The 15,909-nt window shown below is 67.4% G+C and carries 14 protein-coding genes; 9 read left to right on the forward strand and 5 right to left on the reverse strand.

Features of this window, described 5'->3' with window-relative positions:
- The first annotated feature begins 206 nt into the window (after window positions 1-206).
- The 3 genes from aspS (at window position 207) to ACQ5DX_RS22840 (ending at window position 2,929) form a co-directional block, all read left to right on the forward strand.
- Entirely contained in the window at window positions 207-1,502 is a 1,296-nt protein-coding gene (gene aspS / locus ACQ5DX_RS22830; protein ID WP_430334756.1) for an aspartate--tRNA(Asn) ligase, read from the forward strand.
- Window positions 1,503-1,565: 63 nt separating this feature from the next.
- Window positions 1,566-2,381, forward strand: a complete 816-nt coding sequence (locus ACQ5DX_RS22835; protein ID WP_430334757.1) for a MerR family transcriptional regulator — start codon at window positions 1,566-1,568, stop codon at window positions 2,379-2,381.
- Entirely contained in the window at window positions 2,378-2,929 is a 552-nt protein-coding gene (locus ACQ5DX_RS22840) for a hypothetical protein (RefSeq protein ID WP_430334758.1), read from the forward strand. Before ACQ5DX_RS22835 ends, ACQ5DX_RS22840 begins: the two co-directional genes overlap by 4 nt.
- A gap of 21 nt (window positions 2,930-2,950) precedes the next feature.
- Here the strand turns inward: ACQ5DX_RS22840 and ACQ5DX_RS22845 are convergent, their stop codons facing one another.
- Both ACQ5DX_RS22845 and ACQ5DX_RS22850 read right to left on the reverse strand, forming a co-directional pair.
- Window positions 2,951-3,547, reverse strand: coding sequence for a CHAP domain-containing protein (locus tag ACQ5DX_RS22845; RefSeq protein ID WP_430334759.1), 597 nt, complete (start codon window positions 3,545-3,547; stop codon window positions 2,951-2,953).
- Between the two features lie 70 nt (window positions 3,548-3,617).
- Entirely contained in the window at window positions 3,618-4,034 is a 417-nt protein-coding gene (locus ACQ5DX_RS22850; protein ID WP_430334760.1) for a RidA family protein, read from the reverse strand.
- Window positions 4,035-4,236: 202 nt separating this feature from the next.
- Here ACQ5DX_RS22850 and ACQ5DX_RS22855 point away from each other — a divergent pair, with 202 nt between their 5' ends.
- Window positions 4,237-5,730, forward strand: coding sequence for a PucR family transcriptional regulator (locus tag ACQ5DX_RS22855; RefSeq protein WP_430334761.1), 1,494 nt, complete (start codon window positions 4,237-4,239; stop codon window positions 5,728-5,730).
- A 143-nt stretch (window positions 5,731-5,873) separates the two neighbouring features.
- Here ACQ5DX_RS22855 and ACQ5DX_RS22860 read toward each other — a convergent pair whose 3' ends face one another.
- Window positions 5,874-6,488 (reverse strand): AMIN-like domain-containing (lipo)protein, encoded by a 615-nt coding sequence (locus tag ACQ5DX_RS22860; RefSeq protein WP_430334762.1) that lies wholly within the window; start codon window positions 6,486-6,488, stop codon window positions 5,874-5,876.
- Between the two features lie 85 nt (window positions 6,489-6,573).
- Between ACQ5DX_RS22860 and ACQ5DX_RS22865 the strand changes: the two genes are divergently transcribed.
- On the forward strand, window positions 6,574-7,194 hold the full coding sequence (locus ACQ5DX_RS22865) for a class I SAM-dependent methyltransferase (protein WP_430334763.1): 621 nt from the start codon (window positions 6,574-6,576) through the stop codon (window positions 7,192-7,194).
- A gap of 10 nt (window positions 7,195-7,204) precedes the next feature.
- Here the strand turns inward: ACQ5DX_RS22865 and helR are convergent, their stop codons facing one another.
- Window positions 7,205-9,394 (reverse strand): RNA polymerase recycling motor ATPase HelR, encoded by a 2,190-nt coding sequence (helR, locus tag ACQ5DX_RS22870; protein WP_430334764.1) that lies wholly within the window; start codon window positions 9,392-9,394, stop codon window positions 7,205-7,207.
- Window positions 9,395-9,797: 403 nt separating this feature from the next.
- Here helR and ACQ5DX_RS22875 point away from each other — a divergent pair, with 403 nt between their 5' ends.
- Genes ACQ5DX_RS22875 through ACQ5DX_RS22885 form a run of 3 tightly spaced genes read left to right on the forward strand, consistent with a single transcriptional unit; the run spans window position 9,798 to window position 12,012 of the window.
- On the forward strand, window positions 9,798-10,301 hold the full coding sequence (locus ACQ5DX_RS22875) for a fluoride efflux transporter FluC (RefSeq protein WP_430334765.1): 504 nt from the start codon (window positions 9,798-9,800) through the stop codon (window positions 10,299-10,301).
- A complete protein-coding gene (crcB, locus tag ACQ5DX_RS22880; protein ID WP_430334766.1) occupies window positions 10,298-10,660 on the forward strand; it encodes a fluoride efflux transporter CrcB in 363 nt (120 codons plus the stop codon). The genes ACQ5DX_RS22875 and crcB overlap by 4 nt, the downstream gene beginning before the upstream one ends.
- Before the next feature lie 50 nt (window positions 10,661-10,710).
- On the forward strand, window positions 10,711-12,012 hold the full coding sequence (locus ACQ5DX_RS22885) for a DUF222 domain-containing protein (protein ID WP_430334767.1): 1,302 nt from the start codon (window positions 10,711-10,713) through the stop codon (window positions 12,010-12,012).
- Between the two features lie 188 nt (window positions 12,013-12,200).
- Here ACQ5DX_RS22885 and ACQ5DX_RS22890 read toward each other — a convergent pair whose 3' ends face one another.
- Complete coding sequence (locus ACQ5DX_RS22890) at window positions 12,201-14,189, reverse strand: FAD-dependent oxidoreductase (RefSeq protein ID WP_430334768.1); 1,989 nt, start codon at window positions 14,187-14,189, stop codon at window positions 12,201-12,203.
- A gap of 339 nt (window positions 14,190-14,528) precedes the next feature.
- Between ACQ5DX_RS22890 and ACQ5DX_RS22895 the strand changes: the two genes are divergently transcribed.
- Entirely contained in the window at window positions 14,529-15,905 is a 1,377-nt protein-coding gene (locus ACQ5DX_RS22895) for an MFS transporter (RefSeq protein WP_430334769.1), read from the forward strand.
- Window positions 15,906-15,909: the final 4 nt, after the last annotated feature.

A 15,909-nucleotide genomic window follows, 5' to 3' on the forward strand; every position in this document is an offset into this window, starting at 1 on the left:
AATACCTCGTGACGGAATCGGCCTCGTCCGTTACAGTCGAAGTGCGGCTGTGACGAGCGTGACGAACTCCGAGCCGCGTCGGCCGGTCACCGATCACGAACTCGACCATCTAGAGGCAGCTGGGATTCGGCTGCGAAGGTGTGGTGGCACCGCGACAGACCCGATCGCCCACACCTCCCGGGGAACACAACCAGGAGGTGAAAAAGATGCCACGCAGTCTCGCTGCCACCCTCGCAGGACAGAGCCCGACCGTCGCCGCAGACGTAACCGTCGAGGGTTGGATACATCGTCGACGGGAACTCTCGACCGTCACGTTCGTCGTTCTTCGCGACCGGACCGGCTTCGTTCAGTTGGTGGTGACTAAACCCGAAGCGCGAGAGTATGTCTCGACACTCACTGAAGAGACGGTGGTGCGCGCCCATGGGGGTGTGGCGGCGAACCCGAAGGCTCCAGGCGGTGTCGAGATCGTCGATCCGACCATCGAACTACTGAGCGCTCCGGCTCAGCTGCCGCCAGTCGAACTCTGGCGGCCGACCCTCTCGGCGAAGCTGCCCACGCTGCTCGACCATGCGGCTCTGACGTGGCGCCATCCCACGCGTCGGGCGGTGTGGAGAATTGCGGCAGCCTCGATGGCGGGATTCCGCAGTTTCCTGGACTCGGCCGGATTCACCGAGGTGTCGACACCGAAGATCGTCGATCAATCGACCGAGTCCGGAGCCAACGTGTTCGGCCTCGACTTCTTCGGCACCACTGCATATCTCGCGCAGTCGCCCCAGCTCTACAAGCAGATGCTCGTCGGTGTCTTCGAACGGGTCTACGAGGTCGGTCCGGTCTTTCGCGCCGAGCCGCACGACACCACTCGGCACCTTTCCGAGTACGTTTCGCTCGACGCCGAGTTCGGGTTCATCGACAACCACCGAAACGTGCTGTCGATGCTGCGGGACACGCTGGCCGCCATGACCACGCACATCCGGACCGCAGAGTCCGACGCTCTCGAGGCGGCGGGTGCTGCCCTTCCGGTCGTTCCCGACGAGATACCGGTAGTGCACTTCCGCAAGGCGCTGGAGATCGTGGGCGCCCCGGCCGACGAGCCCGACCTCGCACCCGAGCACGAACGCGCGCTGGGCAGGTGGGGACGCGAACAGTTCGGGTCCGACTTTCTCGCCGTCGAGGGGTATCCGGCCGCCAAGCGGCCGTTCTACACGCACGGGGAACCGGGCGATCCGAGGTGGACCAACTCCTTCGACCTTCTCTTCCGCGGAATCGAACTCGTCACGGGTGGCCAGCGATTGCACAACCACGCCGACTACGTCGCTGCGCTGCGCGCCCGCGGCGAGGAACCCTCGGCGTACCCGTCGTACCTGGAGGCGATGTCGCACGGCATGCCGCCGCACGGCGGATTCGCGATCGGTCTCGAACGCTGGGTGTCGCGCCTGCTCGGCGCCGAGAACGTCCGATACGCGACGCTCTTTCCGAGAGATGTACGCCGATTGCGCCCGTGAGCGATCGAGGTCGGTCGGGTCGGGACTTGACCATGACGCAGCGTCATAGTTGATGCTGACGATATGCGTATCAGCGACATGGCCCAGGCGGCCGGCACCACACCGCGCACGATCCGCCACTACCACCGGCTCGGCCTGCTCGACGAGCCCCGGCGGCTGGCGAACGGGTATCGCGAGTACGACATGGCCGACCTCGTGCGGTTGATGCGGGTGCGCTGGCTCGCCGGGGCCGGCGTGCCGCTGGGCTCGGTGGCGTCGATCGTGGCCGCGACGACCGACACCGCGGCGGCAGACGACCTCGAGGCCGACCTCACCGCGTTGATCGACACCATCGACGCCGAGCGCCGCGTTCTCGACGCGAAGCGTGCGCGACTGCAGCAGATGCTCGACGCCCACCGCTGCGGCCGACCGGTGTCGCCGTTGCCGCCGGATCTCGCGACGGCGCTCGCCGACCTTGTTGCGGCCGAGGACGATCCGACGGTGCGGTCCGAGTTCGAACGCGAACGAGACGCCTGGGAACTCGTTGCGATCTCCGGGGCGGCCCCGGAAGAGTTGTTCGAATCCGCGACGCGCCTGCTGTCCGACCCCGACGCGCGGGAGCGGATGGTGACGCTCTATCGCCGATTCGCCGCGCTTCGCGGATCCGATCCCGAACGGTCCGCCTCCGAGGTCGAAACCCTCTCCGAGGCAATCACGGACGCCATGCGAGCCGTCTTCCTCGAGTCCGGCCTGCTGGAACAGTGGCAGTCCGAGGTCCACGTCGACCACAACTCCGTCATGCCGATGACCGAGCTGGTCCCCGACCCCGCGCAGGCAGCGGTCGTCCTCCGGGTGATGCAGCGACTCGATCTCGTTCCGCAGACGGAGGTGCCCTCGTGATCCGGTCGCTGTGGTTGTGGTGCCGCGGTCGCATCGACGGTGCCGGGGAGGGCGTGTCGACGTTCGGGTACACCGCGGGCACGCTGGCGGTGCCGGTCGCCTTCCTAGTCGCGAGCATCGTCGAGGCCGTCGCGCTGCACCTGCTCGTGCCCTGGCAGTGGCTGCGCGTGGTGCTGCTCGTGCTCACCGCGGCTTCGCTTGTCGCGGGGGCCTGCTGGTTCGCGGCCCGCGCCGTCCATCCGCACCTCGTCACGGCCGAGAAGCTGACGCTGCGATCCGGCCGGGACACGATCCTGGTCGTCGACCGCAATCGAATCGTGCGCGCCGTTCCCACCCGACGGTTCGATCACACCACGGCCGGGATCCACGACGACCGGTTCTACCTGCCCGGTCCAGACGGCACCGTGATCGACATCGACTTCGACGCGCCCGTCTACGTCGGGAACGGTGCACGGGTCGGGTCGCCTCGTCCGGCGACGGTCACCGGCGTGAGCCTGCACGTGGACGCGCCGAGGGATCTGTGCGCCCGACTGAGCATGCGGGACTGACGAACACATCCGTCCGCGAGGTCAGGAATCGAGCCGCCCGAACCCGACGACGGCGCCGTCCGACTGCCAGTCGAGGCCGTGGACCCGGATCCTGCCGAGTTCGTTGCCGCCGACGGTGGTGGCGGTGTCTCCGTCGACTGCGACCACGAAGTTGGTGTGCTGACCGAGCCGGAATTCGTTGTTGTAAAGCACCACGTCCCCGACCTTGGGGGTGTAGCCGTTGCCCGACGGCTCGAACCGGCCCTGGGATTCGTAGTACTCCTGCAGCGTGTAGACGCCCGGGATGCGCCACGATCCGGAGTTAGGGTTCGCGAACGGCTCACCGGCCTCGTTCATGATCCAGCTGACGAAGTTGGCGCACCACGGTTCCTTCGCGCCCTCGGAGTAGAAGGTGCCCGGCCGTTGCTCGCCGTGCTCGGCCTCGAGCAGGTCGACCACCTTGGCCTGGGTCGGCGTGAGTGCCGTGTGGTCCACGTCAGGGAACGACGCCGTGTCCCACGGGAGATACCGCGCCGGCACCCACAACAACACGGCACCCGCCGCCACCACCAACACCGCGACCACAGCAGCGATCCAGACGGCGAAGCGGCGACGACGGGCGTCGGGTTGTGCGCTCATGCCCTCGAATGTAGCCGGAAACGAGACGGTGATCGGGTGGCTTCACCTCGGGCAGCGCAGATCAGGGGCGTCAGTCGACGACGACACGCTTTCCGTCGACGACGGCGATCGCGTCCATCTCGATGAGCATGCCCTCGACGAGCAAGCCCGAGGAGATCGCGATCGACGCGGGCCACGGGGACCGCAGAAACTCAGGGCGCACCTGCTTGAACAGTTCGTAATGCTCGATGTTCGGGACGTGCACCGACATCTTCACGATCGACTCGAGGCCGACACCGTGCGAGCGCAGCGCGAGTTCGATGTTGCGGAACGTCTGACGGGCCTGCTCGACGAAGCCGCCCTCCACCAGGTTGCCGTCGTCGTCGAAACCGCCGATGCCCGCGGTGTAGACGAAATCGCCGACCTTGACGACCTGGCTGTACTCAGCGGTCTTCGCCCACGTGAACGGCGCCTCGCGGACCTCGATCACCTTGGTTTCGTTCGACATCGACTCTCCCTTCGATATTCGGCAGCGATCGGGACGACTCTCGAAATCGCCACTACCGCAACGGGAAACGACGATTCGCTGCCAACCTCGAGGGTGTCACACCCGACCCCGACATGCGCACGTACTGCCGTACGGACTTACCCGAGATCGACGTACTGCCGTATAGTGCAGTCCTCACTCACGAACGTCGGTAGGAAGCACAGTGTCCGAGTTGACCGTCGGCGATCTCGTCGCCATGCGCCAGTTGGGTTGTCAGACGATCGCCGGCAGCGGCGGCTTGGACCGACCGGTCGTGTGGGCGCACTCCTGCGAGCTCGACGATCCGTGGAACTGGGTGGCCACCGACGAACTGCTCATGACCACCGGCATGTGCATCCCCTCCGACGAGGCCGGTCAGGTCGAGATGGTCCGCCAACTCCACAAGGCGGGGATCGCCGGCATGGCGATCGGCGACGACCTCAAGGCCCCGCCGCTCACCGACGCGATGCTCGACACCGCGAACACGCTCGACCTGCCGGTCCTGACCGTCTCGCACTCCACCCCGTTCTCGGCGATCGGGCGCACTGTCGGCGTCGCGACGCAGAGCGAACAGATCACCCGCATCGCCCGTTTGAGCCGGCTCTACGAGGTCGCGCGGTCCGCGACTCTCGCCGACTCGTCGCTGCTCGACCGGCTCTCCGCCGAACTGGGCCACCGACTGCACGTCATCGACGTCGAGTTCGGCACCGAGGTGCTCGGTCGGCAGGGTCACGTGCCCACCGACACCGTCCGCGCGCTGTGCCAGCGGGTCGGCGGCAAGCTCGACCGTCTGCCCGCGCGGCAGGCGATCACGGTGGGCGACGAGTTGGTCGCGACCGCGTTCGCGCTGTCGACGCACCGCAAGTGCATGCTCGTCGTCGACGGCGCCTCCGACATCGACATGGACGCGTTCGGCCTGCTGCACGCGCAGAGCCTGATCGGCATCGAGGTCGAACGCGCCACCCGCGAACGCGAACGCGACGACGCCGCCGGCGCACTGCTGTTCCAGCAGATCGTCGACGGCTCCCTCGGCTCCGACGCCGCACAGCCCCGCCTCGAGCAGAGCGGGCTGGCCGACCGCGAATGGATCGTGATCGCCTTCGACGCCCAGCACCTACGGGCGGCCCGGATCAATCTCGGCGACAGCGCCTTCCCGAATCTCTCGTCCGCCGTCGGGGAGGAGGGCTACGTGATGGCCGACGCCGGCAACATGAGCGAGGCCGTCGAACTGCTCACCGGACGCATTCCGCACCTCGGGATCTCGGCGCCCACGTCCACCATCCAGCGCCTGCCCGACAGCGTCCGGCAGGCACGCTGGGCACTGCAGGCGGCACGCGCCGACGGCAGCGCGGTCGCCGAGTACTCGACGGCGTCCCCGCTGTTCCTGCCCCGCACCCTCAGCGAGGCGACCTTCGCGGCACGCGCGGTGCTGGGCGACCTGATGGACCACGACGCCGCCAACCAGTCCCAGCTCGTCGAGACCCTCGACGCTTTCCTGACCCTCGACCGCAGTTGGTCCGCGACCGCCGAGAAACTCATGATCCATCGGCAGACACTGGCATACCGGCTCAAGCGGATCGAGACGATCACCGGGCGCAGTACCAAGAGTTCCGCGGACATCTCGACGTTCTGGATGGCGCTGATAGCGTTGCGGATCAGTCGGGGCGGAACCGAATAGACGGCCCTCTCGGCCTCGTCCGGATCGCGGCCGCCCTCGAATTCGTGGATCCGCTCCGCGGCCGCCAGCAGTGGCTTCTCTGCATCCGGGTCACCGTTGCCCGCCGAGTTCGCGAAATTACCTAGTAAGCAACGATATTCGCTTCACTCGCGCCGAAACTCCAGGACCAGCTGGGCCGGATCCTCGACCGTGACGACCTCGAACGGTGCCGGCCCGCCGCGAAGACCGATGAAGGCCTGCGTGATTCCCCCTACCTCTCGGCTGTCGGGCACCAGGAAGAGCTGGGTCAGTCGAGAGTCGTCGGGTCCCGCCATCGGCGCGGCTGCCGAGTAGAGATTCCCTGCCGGCTGTGCGGTGCCCATGATGTCGACCTGCAGGATCGACTGCCCGGAGAGGAGGATCGTCGGACCACCGCCGTACGGAACGGCCTCGGCGACGTAGCCCGCCCTCCAGAAGGGAAGTCCCGTACCGGTGAGCAGAAAGGTGACCCGCTCGGCGCCGGTGTCGGCATCGACCTCGATACGCACATCGTCGACGGCGACCCGGGGCTCAACCTCGTCCGGGGGAGGCAGCTCGGTGACCGGCGCGAGCGTGCGCGGCGACGGGGGCGTCGGGCCGATCTGCATCCGGCCCGTGCGATCGGCCGGTGTGGAGGTGGCCGGCGCACCGGACGTCGAATCCGTCTGCGGTAACGACGAATCACCACTGCAACCGGCGAGTGCGAGCACGCTCGCCACCCCTACGATCACCAATTTCACCGTCGACACGACTCCCCCTACCCGATGGACTTTCCCCCGCGTGGACTCTACGTGCAACACACACCGATCTGGGATACTTCGCGGCATGGATCAGCCCGGCTACGACGCCCTCGCGAATCTCTACGCCGAGACGTTTCCCGGCCCGTACCTGACCCCACTCGAACGCCACGCCGTCGCGGCATTCGCGGACCTCGTGATCGAGAGCGATTGCACGGGGGTCGTGTTGGACGTCGGATGCGGAACCGGGCATGTCGCAGCCGACCTGTCCGAGAGAGGCCTCGATGTCCTCGGCATCGACCCGAGTGTCGAGATGCTCGGGATCGCCCGGCGCAACTACCCGCTCATCAGGTTCGTCCACGGTGACGCCCACCTCGACGGTCCGGAACTGGCCGACGTGCCGGTCCGCGCCGTCGTGGCGAGGTTCAGCCTGATCCATCTCCCTCCGGTCGAAGTGTCTGCAGCGCTGCAGCACTGGGCCGGCCGCCTCGTCCCGGGCGCTCCGGTGCTGGTCGCCGGTCAGAGCACCGACGTCGCCGGTGACGTCGCCGAGTTCGATCATGCCGTGGCGCCGGCGTGGCGCTGGCACCCCGACCGCCTCGCCGAAGCCCTGGCCGAGGCGGGCTTCGACGAGGTGTGGCGGACGATCAGCCGACCGGACGCGGACCACCGATTCCCCGAAGTGCACATGGTCGCGCGTCGGCGGTGACGCTCCGCGATCAGGCGCGGTGCGCGGTCTCGGCGAGTCCGGACAGCGACGACGGCAGCGGTCCCCGATGCAGCACACCGAGACGCTGCGTGGCTCGGGTGAGCGCAACGTAGAGCTCGGCCGCGCCGCGGGGACCGTCGGCGAGGATCCGCTCGGGGTCGACGATGAGGACGGCGTCGTACTCCAGGCCCTTGGTGGCCGACGCCGGCACCGTGCCCGCCACACCCGGCGGTCCGATCACGACGCTCGTGCCCTCGCGGCCGGCTTCACCACGGACGAATTCCTCGATCGCGGACGGCAGTTCGACGTCGTCGACCAGCCGGGACCAGGGCTGGACACCGCACGCCCGGACGGATTCGGGAGCCCGGACGTCGGGTGCGAACTCCGCGAGCAGTGCGGCCGCGACGGTCATGATCTCGGCGGGCGTGCGGTAGTTCACCGACAGCGGCCGGTACTCCCAGCGACCCGGCACGTACGGTTCGAGCATCGCGCCCCACGACATCGCACCCGCCGCCGACCGTCGCTGCGCGAGATCACCGACCACGGTGAACGACTTGCTCGGGCAGCGCCGCATCAGCACCCGCCAGTCCATCGCCGACAGTTCCTGGGCCTCGTCGACCACGATGTGCCGGTAGGTCCAGTCCCGGTCTGCGGCGGCACGTTCGGCGAGATCACGCGTATCGCGCTCGACGAAGCGCTCGGCGAGGCCCTCGGCATCCAACACGTCGGTCGCGAACAGACGGAGCTCGTCGTCCTCCATGTGATCCGCGCGGCTGACGAGGCTGTTCAGCACATTCTCGGCATACTCGGTCCGCGCCTTCCGTTCGAGCTCGACGGTCGGGTCCGGGCGCTTGTCGGGGCCCAACAGGTCGATCAGTTCGTCGAGCAGCGGCACGTCCGACACCGTCCAGGCGTCACCGTCGGTACGCAGCAAAGCCTCATCGGCGCCGGCGGCCGCCAACCGTTCGGGCGATGTGTACAGCTGCGCCAGAAGAGTTTCCGGAGTCAGGATCGGCCACAGCGCGTCGAGCACCGCGGTGAAGTTCGCATCCTGTGCGAGCTCTTCGACCAGCTCGGTCCGCATCTGCTCCCACGCCGTGCGATCCGAACGCGACAACCAGCCCTTACCGATCCGGCCGATCGCCCGTTCCGTGAGCACGTACGTGACGATCTCGCGGAACACCGAGCGGGCCTCGTTGTGTGGGCGTCGGCTCGCACGCGCCTCCTCCCGTGCCCATTCGGCCGCCTCGGCGTCGATCTGCAATGCGACACCGGACAATTCGATCGGGAACGGTTTCTCGGGCAGTCCCTGCCGATCGGCGACGGCCGCGGCGAGCACGTCGAGCATCTGCAGCGAACCCTTCAGCCGCGCCGCATCCGGGGCGTCCTCCGCCGTGACGTGCAGGCCGGGCAGCAGATCGCCGGTGGTCGTGAACACGACGTTCGTCTCGCCGAGCGACGGGAGAACGCGGTCGATGTGCTTCAGAAACGCTGCATTGGGCCCGACCACGAGCACCCCGTGACGTTCCATCTGCTCGCGCTGCGTGTAGAGCAGGTACGCGACGCGGTGCAGTGCGACGACGGTCTTCCCGGTACCGGGCCCGCCCTCGATCACCAAGACGCCCGAATGGTCGAGCCGGATGATCGCGTCCTGCTCCGCCTGGATGGTCGCCACGATGTCCCGCATGCCGTCACCGCGCGGCGCGTTGACGGCGGCCAGCAGGGCCGAATCGCTCCGAGTGTCCGGGTCGTCCCCACCGGGGCGGCCCAGGACCTCGTCGGTGAACTCGACCACCTGGCGGCCACGACTGTGGAACTGCCGACGTCGACGCATGTTCTCCGGGCTGGCAGCGGTGGCCACGTAGAACGGACGCGCGGCGGGCGCCCGCCAGTCGAGGAGGAGTGGGTGGAACTCATTTTCCTCGTCGAATATGCCGATCCGCCCGATGTACGAGCGCTCGCCCGAGACCGCGTCCAACCGACCGAAGCACAGCCCGTGGTCGGCCACATCCAACCGCTGCATCTCCCGCGCCAGCGTCCGCACCTCGACCTCACGATCCACGAGTGTCCCGCCGTTGCCCAGCAACGCCGCGCTGTGCCGGGCCTTCACTCGCGCGCGCTCGGCGTCGAGTCGCTCGTAAAGACCGTCCACGTAATCCTTCTCGGCCTGCAGTTCGTCTTCGTATCGTCGAGCTGACACTTGCCCCTCACTTTCCCCGGGCTTCGCGATTCCGGCGCCACGGGTTCCAACTCAGGTCAGCGATTCTGCGGCATGACCGGGGCCTTGCCGCAAGCCCCCCAGTCGGCTATATGTTGGATGTGGAAAAGAAGTCGTTTCCCCTTTCCACATCCCGCCCAACTCGGCACTCCTCCTCGCCGGCGCATGCGCATGGTCGAACTCGGTCACCACAGTGGGGATTCCGGCTGGTGCGGGCGCGGTGACACCGGCCACCACCGGTTCCTGTGCCGCCGATGGATCGGTTAGCCTGAATCGAATGCGGCGGTGGGGCTCGCCGTTCCGGACAAGCCGTCCGGGTAACCGTGGGTGACCACCAACAGTCCCTACCCCAGTGATGTTGTGCTGCCTGGAGTAGGAGACACCGATGACCCGCCACTTAATTCCGGCATTTCGTGCCGAACCGATCGATCCCGACATCGACCTGCACGAACCCGAGCAGCGCCGCGAGCTGTCCCGCACGCACGGAGCGGTGCTGGCCGTGATCTGTGTCGGTGGCGCGATCGGCGCGCTGGCGCGGTACGGGTTCATCCAGGCGTGGCCCACGCCGCCTGGGCAGTTTCCGTGGGCGGTATTCATGATCAACGTGGTCGGAAGCTTCCTCATCGGCGTCCTCGTGGTCGCCGTCACCGAGGTCTGGACTACGCATCCGCTGGTGCGGCCGTTCCTCGGTGTCGGGATTCTCGGCGGCTTCACCACCTTCTCCACCTACGCCGACGGCGTCCGCGAACTGCTGGCCCCGGGCACGGTCGCGGTAGGGTTCGCCTACCTGGCCGGCACACTGCTGGGCGCCCTGCTGGCCACTCTGGCCGCTGTTCGCCTGACCCGGGCGGCGTGCCGGGTCGGGCGTCTTCAGGAGGTGGAGGCATGAGCGCGGCGCTGGTCGTCGCGGGCGCGGTGATCGGTGCACCACTGCGTTACCTCACCGACCGGGCCGTGCAGTCGCGTCACGACAGCGTGTTCCCTTGGGGCACATTGCTGATCAACATCACAGGCTGTCTGGTGCTCGGTTGCGTGACTGCAGCGGCACCGTCGACGGCGTGGATGGCGTTCGCCGGTACTGGATTCTGCGGAACCCTCACCACATTCAGCACCTTCAGCTACGAGAATGTCCGACTCACAGAGGAAGGCGACTACCTCTACGCCGCGCTCAACATCGTCGTCAGTGTCATCGCCGGGCTCGGCGCGGCGCTGCTGGGCTACACCGCCGTCGCGGCCCTCACCGCCTGACGCACGAGAGCACGATTGACTCGAACATCAGTTCGAACTGGATTGGTGTCATGAATCCGGGGGGACTCAACCAAACGGGCATCGCAGCTACCACACTGCGCCGCGATGACGCGCGCACCCTCCCCGAATCCGACCTCCTCGCAGCCACTCTGGACATCTCCCGCGAGATCGAACGCCTCGAAGCCCTCCGCGTCGCAGCGGTCGCCGAAATCAGTGAGCGCGCAGTCTCGTTCGACACCCTCGGATTCCGCAGCGTCAAACTCTGGCTGGCATCGAACACCCTGCTGGAGGTGCCGGCCGCCGCACGGATCCTCGCACTGGGGACAGCGCTGCGCCACCAACCCGAGATCGCCGACGCCTTCAACGCCGGACGGATCTCCGCCGACCACGCCGCACTCATCACCAAGTTCTGCGAAACACCGCCCCGCGGCATGCCCGACGAGGCCCTCGGCTCCTGCCGAAAACTGTTAGTGGACACCGCCACCGAGCCCACAGCCACCACCATGACCATCCGCACCTGCATCTCCCGACTCGAGCGGATCTTCGAATCCGACGACCTACCCGCCGGCGAAGACACCGACCGCAACGAATTCCACGCCTCCAAGACCCTGAACGGACGCATCGCGGTCAAAGGCGACTTCGACGCCGTCGCCGGCGAAATGCTCCTCACCGCACTCTCGTCGCTCACCAAGCCCCGCACACCCATCGACGGCCCCGCCGACACCCGCACACCCGCGCGGCGCCGCGCCGACGCCTTCACCGAGATCCTCCGCCACTACCTCGACTCCTGCGCCGCACCCGTCGAAGGCGGCGAACGACCCCACCTCTTCCTCCACGTCAACGCGCGCGACCTCGCCCACACGGAAACCGACCACCACAAGGTCGGCGAAGACGGGCAAGCAGATCTGTTCGGCAACAACGATATTGCCCACCTCCCCCACATGGGGCCGCTGACCATCGGCGTCGCCCGCCGCCTCGCCTGCGACTGCCACCTCACCCCCATCGTCATGGACGACGGCATCCCACTGAACCTGGGCCGCACCACCCGCACCGTCTCCAAGAAACAACGCCGCGCCCTCATCGCCCGCGACCACGGCTGCGCCTTCCCCGGCTGCGACGCCCCGCCCGCCCACTGCGAAGGCCACCACGTGAAACATTGGGCCGACGGCGGCCCCACCGACCTCGACAACCTCGTCCTGCTCTGCCGGTACCACCACCGGCTGCTCCACCACTCGCACTGGGAGGTGCAGATCGGCACCGACCGACAACCGTGGTTCACCCCACCCACATCGGTAGACCCACGCCGGAAACCCATCGCATCGCATAACCGCGCCGGACCACGCGCGGCCTGAACAGCGCTGTAGCCGACACCCAGGAGGGTGCCGGCTACAGCGGGGTGCGCGGAGGGAATGTTACGAGTCGGTCCAGGTCACCCACCGCGACGTTCTTCGTTGATCAGGACAGCGTGTCGATCGGGACAGCCTGTCGATCGGGACAGCCTGTCGATCGGGAAAGCTGTTGTTAAGGAAAGGTTTCGGGATCAGATCCTGCTAGCCACCCGCAGACCCTCGAGCGTGGCCTCCTCGACGGTGCGCGGAGCCTGGCAGTCGCCGATCGCGTACAGCTCGACTGCGGTGTCCTTCAGCTCGGCCTTCAGCTGGTGGAACAGCGTGTCCTCCTGCCTGTGACCCAGGCACAGCACCAGTGCCGCAACATCTTCGGCGATCACCGGCTGCGAGGTCAGAGTGTTCTGCAGGTAGACGGTGTCGTCGTCGGCGCCGTACAGCCGCACGTTCGTCATGATGTCGACGCCGGCCTCGTACACGGCACCGAGCATCACGTTGCGGGTGTACTGCTGGATGGTCTCGCCGGGCGCGTAGCCGTCGACCGCGAGCGTCACCTTGCGGCCGCCGCTGCGGGCGATCATCTCGGCGACACCGAGACCGATCCAGTCACACCGCCAGTCGGCGACCACGATCCGCCCCTTGGGCAGATCGGCGCCATTCGACTTGATGACATCCCACGACTCGAACACCGGCAGCGCGTCGTCCAGCTCGAGCGGCGGACGGTACGGCGTGGCACCGGTCGCGACGATCACGACGTCCGGGTTCACCTCCCGCACCAGTGCCGCGTCGACCTGTACGCGGGTGCGGACCTCCACCCCGTAGTGTTCGATCTCCGACAACAAATTCGTGACGGCGCCACCGAATTCGGCGCGGTGCGGCAGCCGCTCGGCCAGCAGCACCTGGCCGCCGACGCGGCCGGCCGCCTCGTAGATCGTGACGCGGTGTCCGCGCTGCGCGGCGATCGCGGCCGCCTTCATACCGGCCGGCCCGCCGCCGACGATCATCACATTCTTCGACTCGGCCGCGGGAACGGTGCGCCCGAACTGGATCTCGCGTCCGGTCTCGGGACGCTGGATGCACGAGATCGGGTAGCCCATGTGGAAGTGACCGATGCACGCCTGGTTGCAGGCGATGCAGGCGCGGATCTGCTCGGTGCGCTGCGTGTTCGCCTTGGCCGGCAACTCGGGATCGCAGATCAGCGCGCGGGTCATCGCGCACGCATCCGCCTGACCGGACGCGAGGACGATCTCGGCCTCGTGCGGCTGGTTGATGCGTCCGGCGACCAGCACGGGCACCGAGATTTCCTTCTTGATCCTGGCGGCCGATGGCGCGGTGTACATCGCCTCGTAGTGCATGGGCGGGACGATGTGGGTCGAACCTCCGGTGCTGGCCGACGTGCCCTCGGTGACGTTGAGGTAGTCGACGAAGCCGTCAGTGTCGAGTGCCCTGCAGAGCGCAATCGTGTCACTCTCGTCGGTGGCGTCATAGGTGTTCTCGTCGGCCGAAAGGCGCACGCCCACCACGAAATCCGGTCCGACGGCCTCGCGAACCACCTGCGCCGTCTCGCGCAGCATGCGCATGCGGTTCTCGAGGCTCCCGCCGTACTGATCCTCGCGCACATTGAGATTCGGATTGAGGAACTGCGCAGGCAGGTAGCCGTGGCTCGCGACGATCTCGACGCCGTCGAGGCCGGCCCGCTGCAGCCGGACGGCGCCCTCGGCATACCCGGTGATGATCTCCTGCAGCAGCTCGACGCTCACGGCCTGCGGCATGACGTGGAAGCGTTCGTTCGGCACGGCGGAGGGGGCGAGCGCGACGGGCAGCGCGCCGTCCTCGGATTCCATGATCTCGCGGCCCGGATGGAAGATCTGAGAAACGAGCTTGCAGCCGTGCTCGTGCACCGCCTCGGCGACACGGCGGTAGCCGGGGATGCAGCTGTCGTCGGTGATCATCAGGACGTGCGAGGTGTAGCGCGCGGTCTCGTGGATGCCGGCTACCTGCATGACGATCATGCCGGCGCCTCCCTCGGCTCGCGCCCGGTGGTACGCGACCAGCTGGTCGGTAACCTCGCCGTCGTGCACCATCACGGTGTCGTGCCCGGACGAGAAGATCCGGTTCTTCAGCGTCATCCCACCGATTTCGAGGGGGCTGAACAACGACGGAAACTCGATCGCGGTCGACATGGGGGACCTCTCTGGGGCGTACTGCTTTGATCTGGCGCCTCGACTGTTCCACAGGAACCCGCAGTAGACACTCGTACTGATGTCTGCAGTTTCCGCACATCCCTGTACTCGAGTACATGGGTCGCGACCCAACTTCCACACCACCGGCACCACTGACCACGACGGCCCGGCGGGCCGCATCAGCAGATCGACACCTTCGTACTGATGGATAGGATCGAATTCGAGTTACGTCCTGTCGTACAGTTCACACCCGCCTGAGGTTCTCCTAGTGTTTCGAGCAACCAGTTCCGCGTTCGTCCACCTCCTGGCCGCGGCTGCGACACTTCGAGGACACTCCCAATGAAAACTTTTGACGTCATGGACGAGGCGCCCACGTCGCGCTTCCACCGGAAATTGTTGGTCGCCTGCTGCGGCGGTCCGTTCCTGGACGGCTTCGTGCTCAGCATCATCGGCGTGGCACTGGTCGGCATCAAGGCCGACCTGACGCCGTCGAGCGCCGAGGTCGGCCTCATCGGCGCCGCCTCGCTGATCGGCATCTTCTTCGGCGCGACCCTCTTCGGCGCCCTCACCGACCGCATCGGCCGCGAGAAGATGTACGCCCTGGACCTGACCGTGCTGGTCGTCTCGTGCGCACTGTGCGTCTTCGTGCAGGAGGCGTGGCAGCTGATCGCGCTCAGGTTCATCATCGGCCTGGCCATCGGCGCCGACTATCCGATCGCGACGTCGCTGCTCACCGAGTTCACCCCGACCAAGAAGCGCGGCTTCATGATCGGTCTCACCGGCCTGAGCTGGTCGGTGGGTGCCGGTTTCGCGTACATCGTCGGCGCCGTGTTCGTCGGTGTCGCCGGCGGCCACGAGCATTGGCGCTGGCTGCTGGGCACCGCCGCCGTCCTCGGCGTGATCGTCGTCCTCGCCCGCCGCGGCATCCCCGAGTCGCCACGTTGGCTGCTGAACAAGGGCCGCGCGAAGGAGGCCGAGGAAGTCATCCTCAGTGTCTACGGCAAGAAGCTCGACCTGACCGAAGAGGCTGCGGCCGTGACCGATTCCCCGTCTATGGGCGCGTCGTTCAAGGCCATCGTCCGCGGCGGCTACCTCAAGCGGACCGTCATGTGCGGCACCCTGTACTTCGCCCAGATCACCCCGCAGTACGCGATGCTCACGTTCCTGCCGGTGATCCTGGCCGGCTTCGCGATCTCCGACGCCGGGTCCGCCGGGCTGGTCGTCGAGACCGTCATCATCCTGCTGTTCGCGGTCGGTTCGATCCCGGCGCTGCGCTGGGTCGAGACGATCGGCCGACGCAAGATGTCGATCATCCCGTTCGCGGTGATGGCCCTGCCCCTGCTGCTGCTGTGGCTCGTCCCGGACGGCCCGGTGTGGATGGTCGTGGTCGCGTTCTGCGCCTACGCCTTCGCCTCCGGCGGCCCGAGCATCCTCGAGTGGATCTACCCGAACGAGTTGTTCCCGACCGAGATCCGCGCCACCGCGGTCGGCGTCGCCGTCGGCATCAGCCGCATCGGTGCCGCCACCGGCACCTACCTGCTGCCGATCAGCATCGACCACTTCGGCATCGGCGCCACGATGGGCTTCGGTGCGCTGCTCACCCTGGTCGGCTTCGCGGTCTGCTACGCGTGGGCCCCGGAAACCGCCGGGCGCTCGCTCGAGGAAACCGCCTCGGTGGCGTCGACCCGCGCCCGGATCGCCACCACCGTCGACTGACGAC

Source organism: Rhodococcus sp. ACT016, from assembly GCF_050477185.1.
GTDB lineage: Bacteria > Actinomycetota > Actinomycetes > Mycobacteriales > Mycobacteriaceae > Prescottella.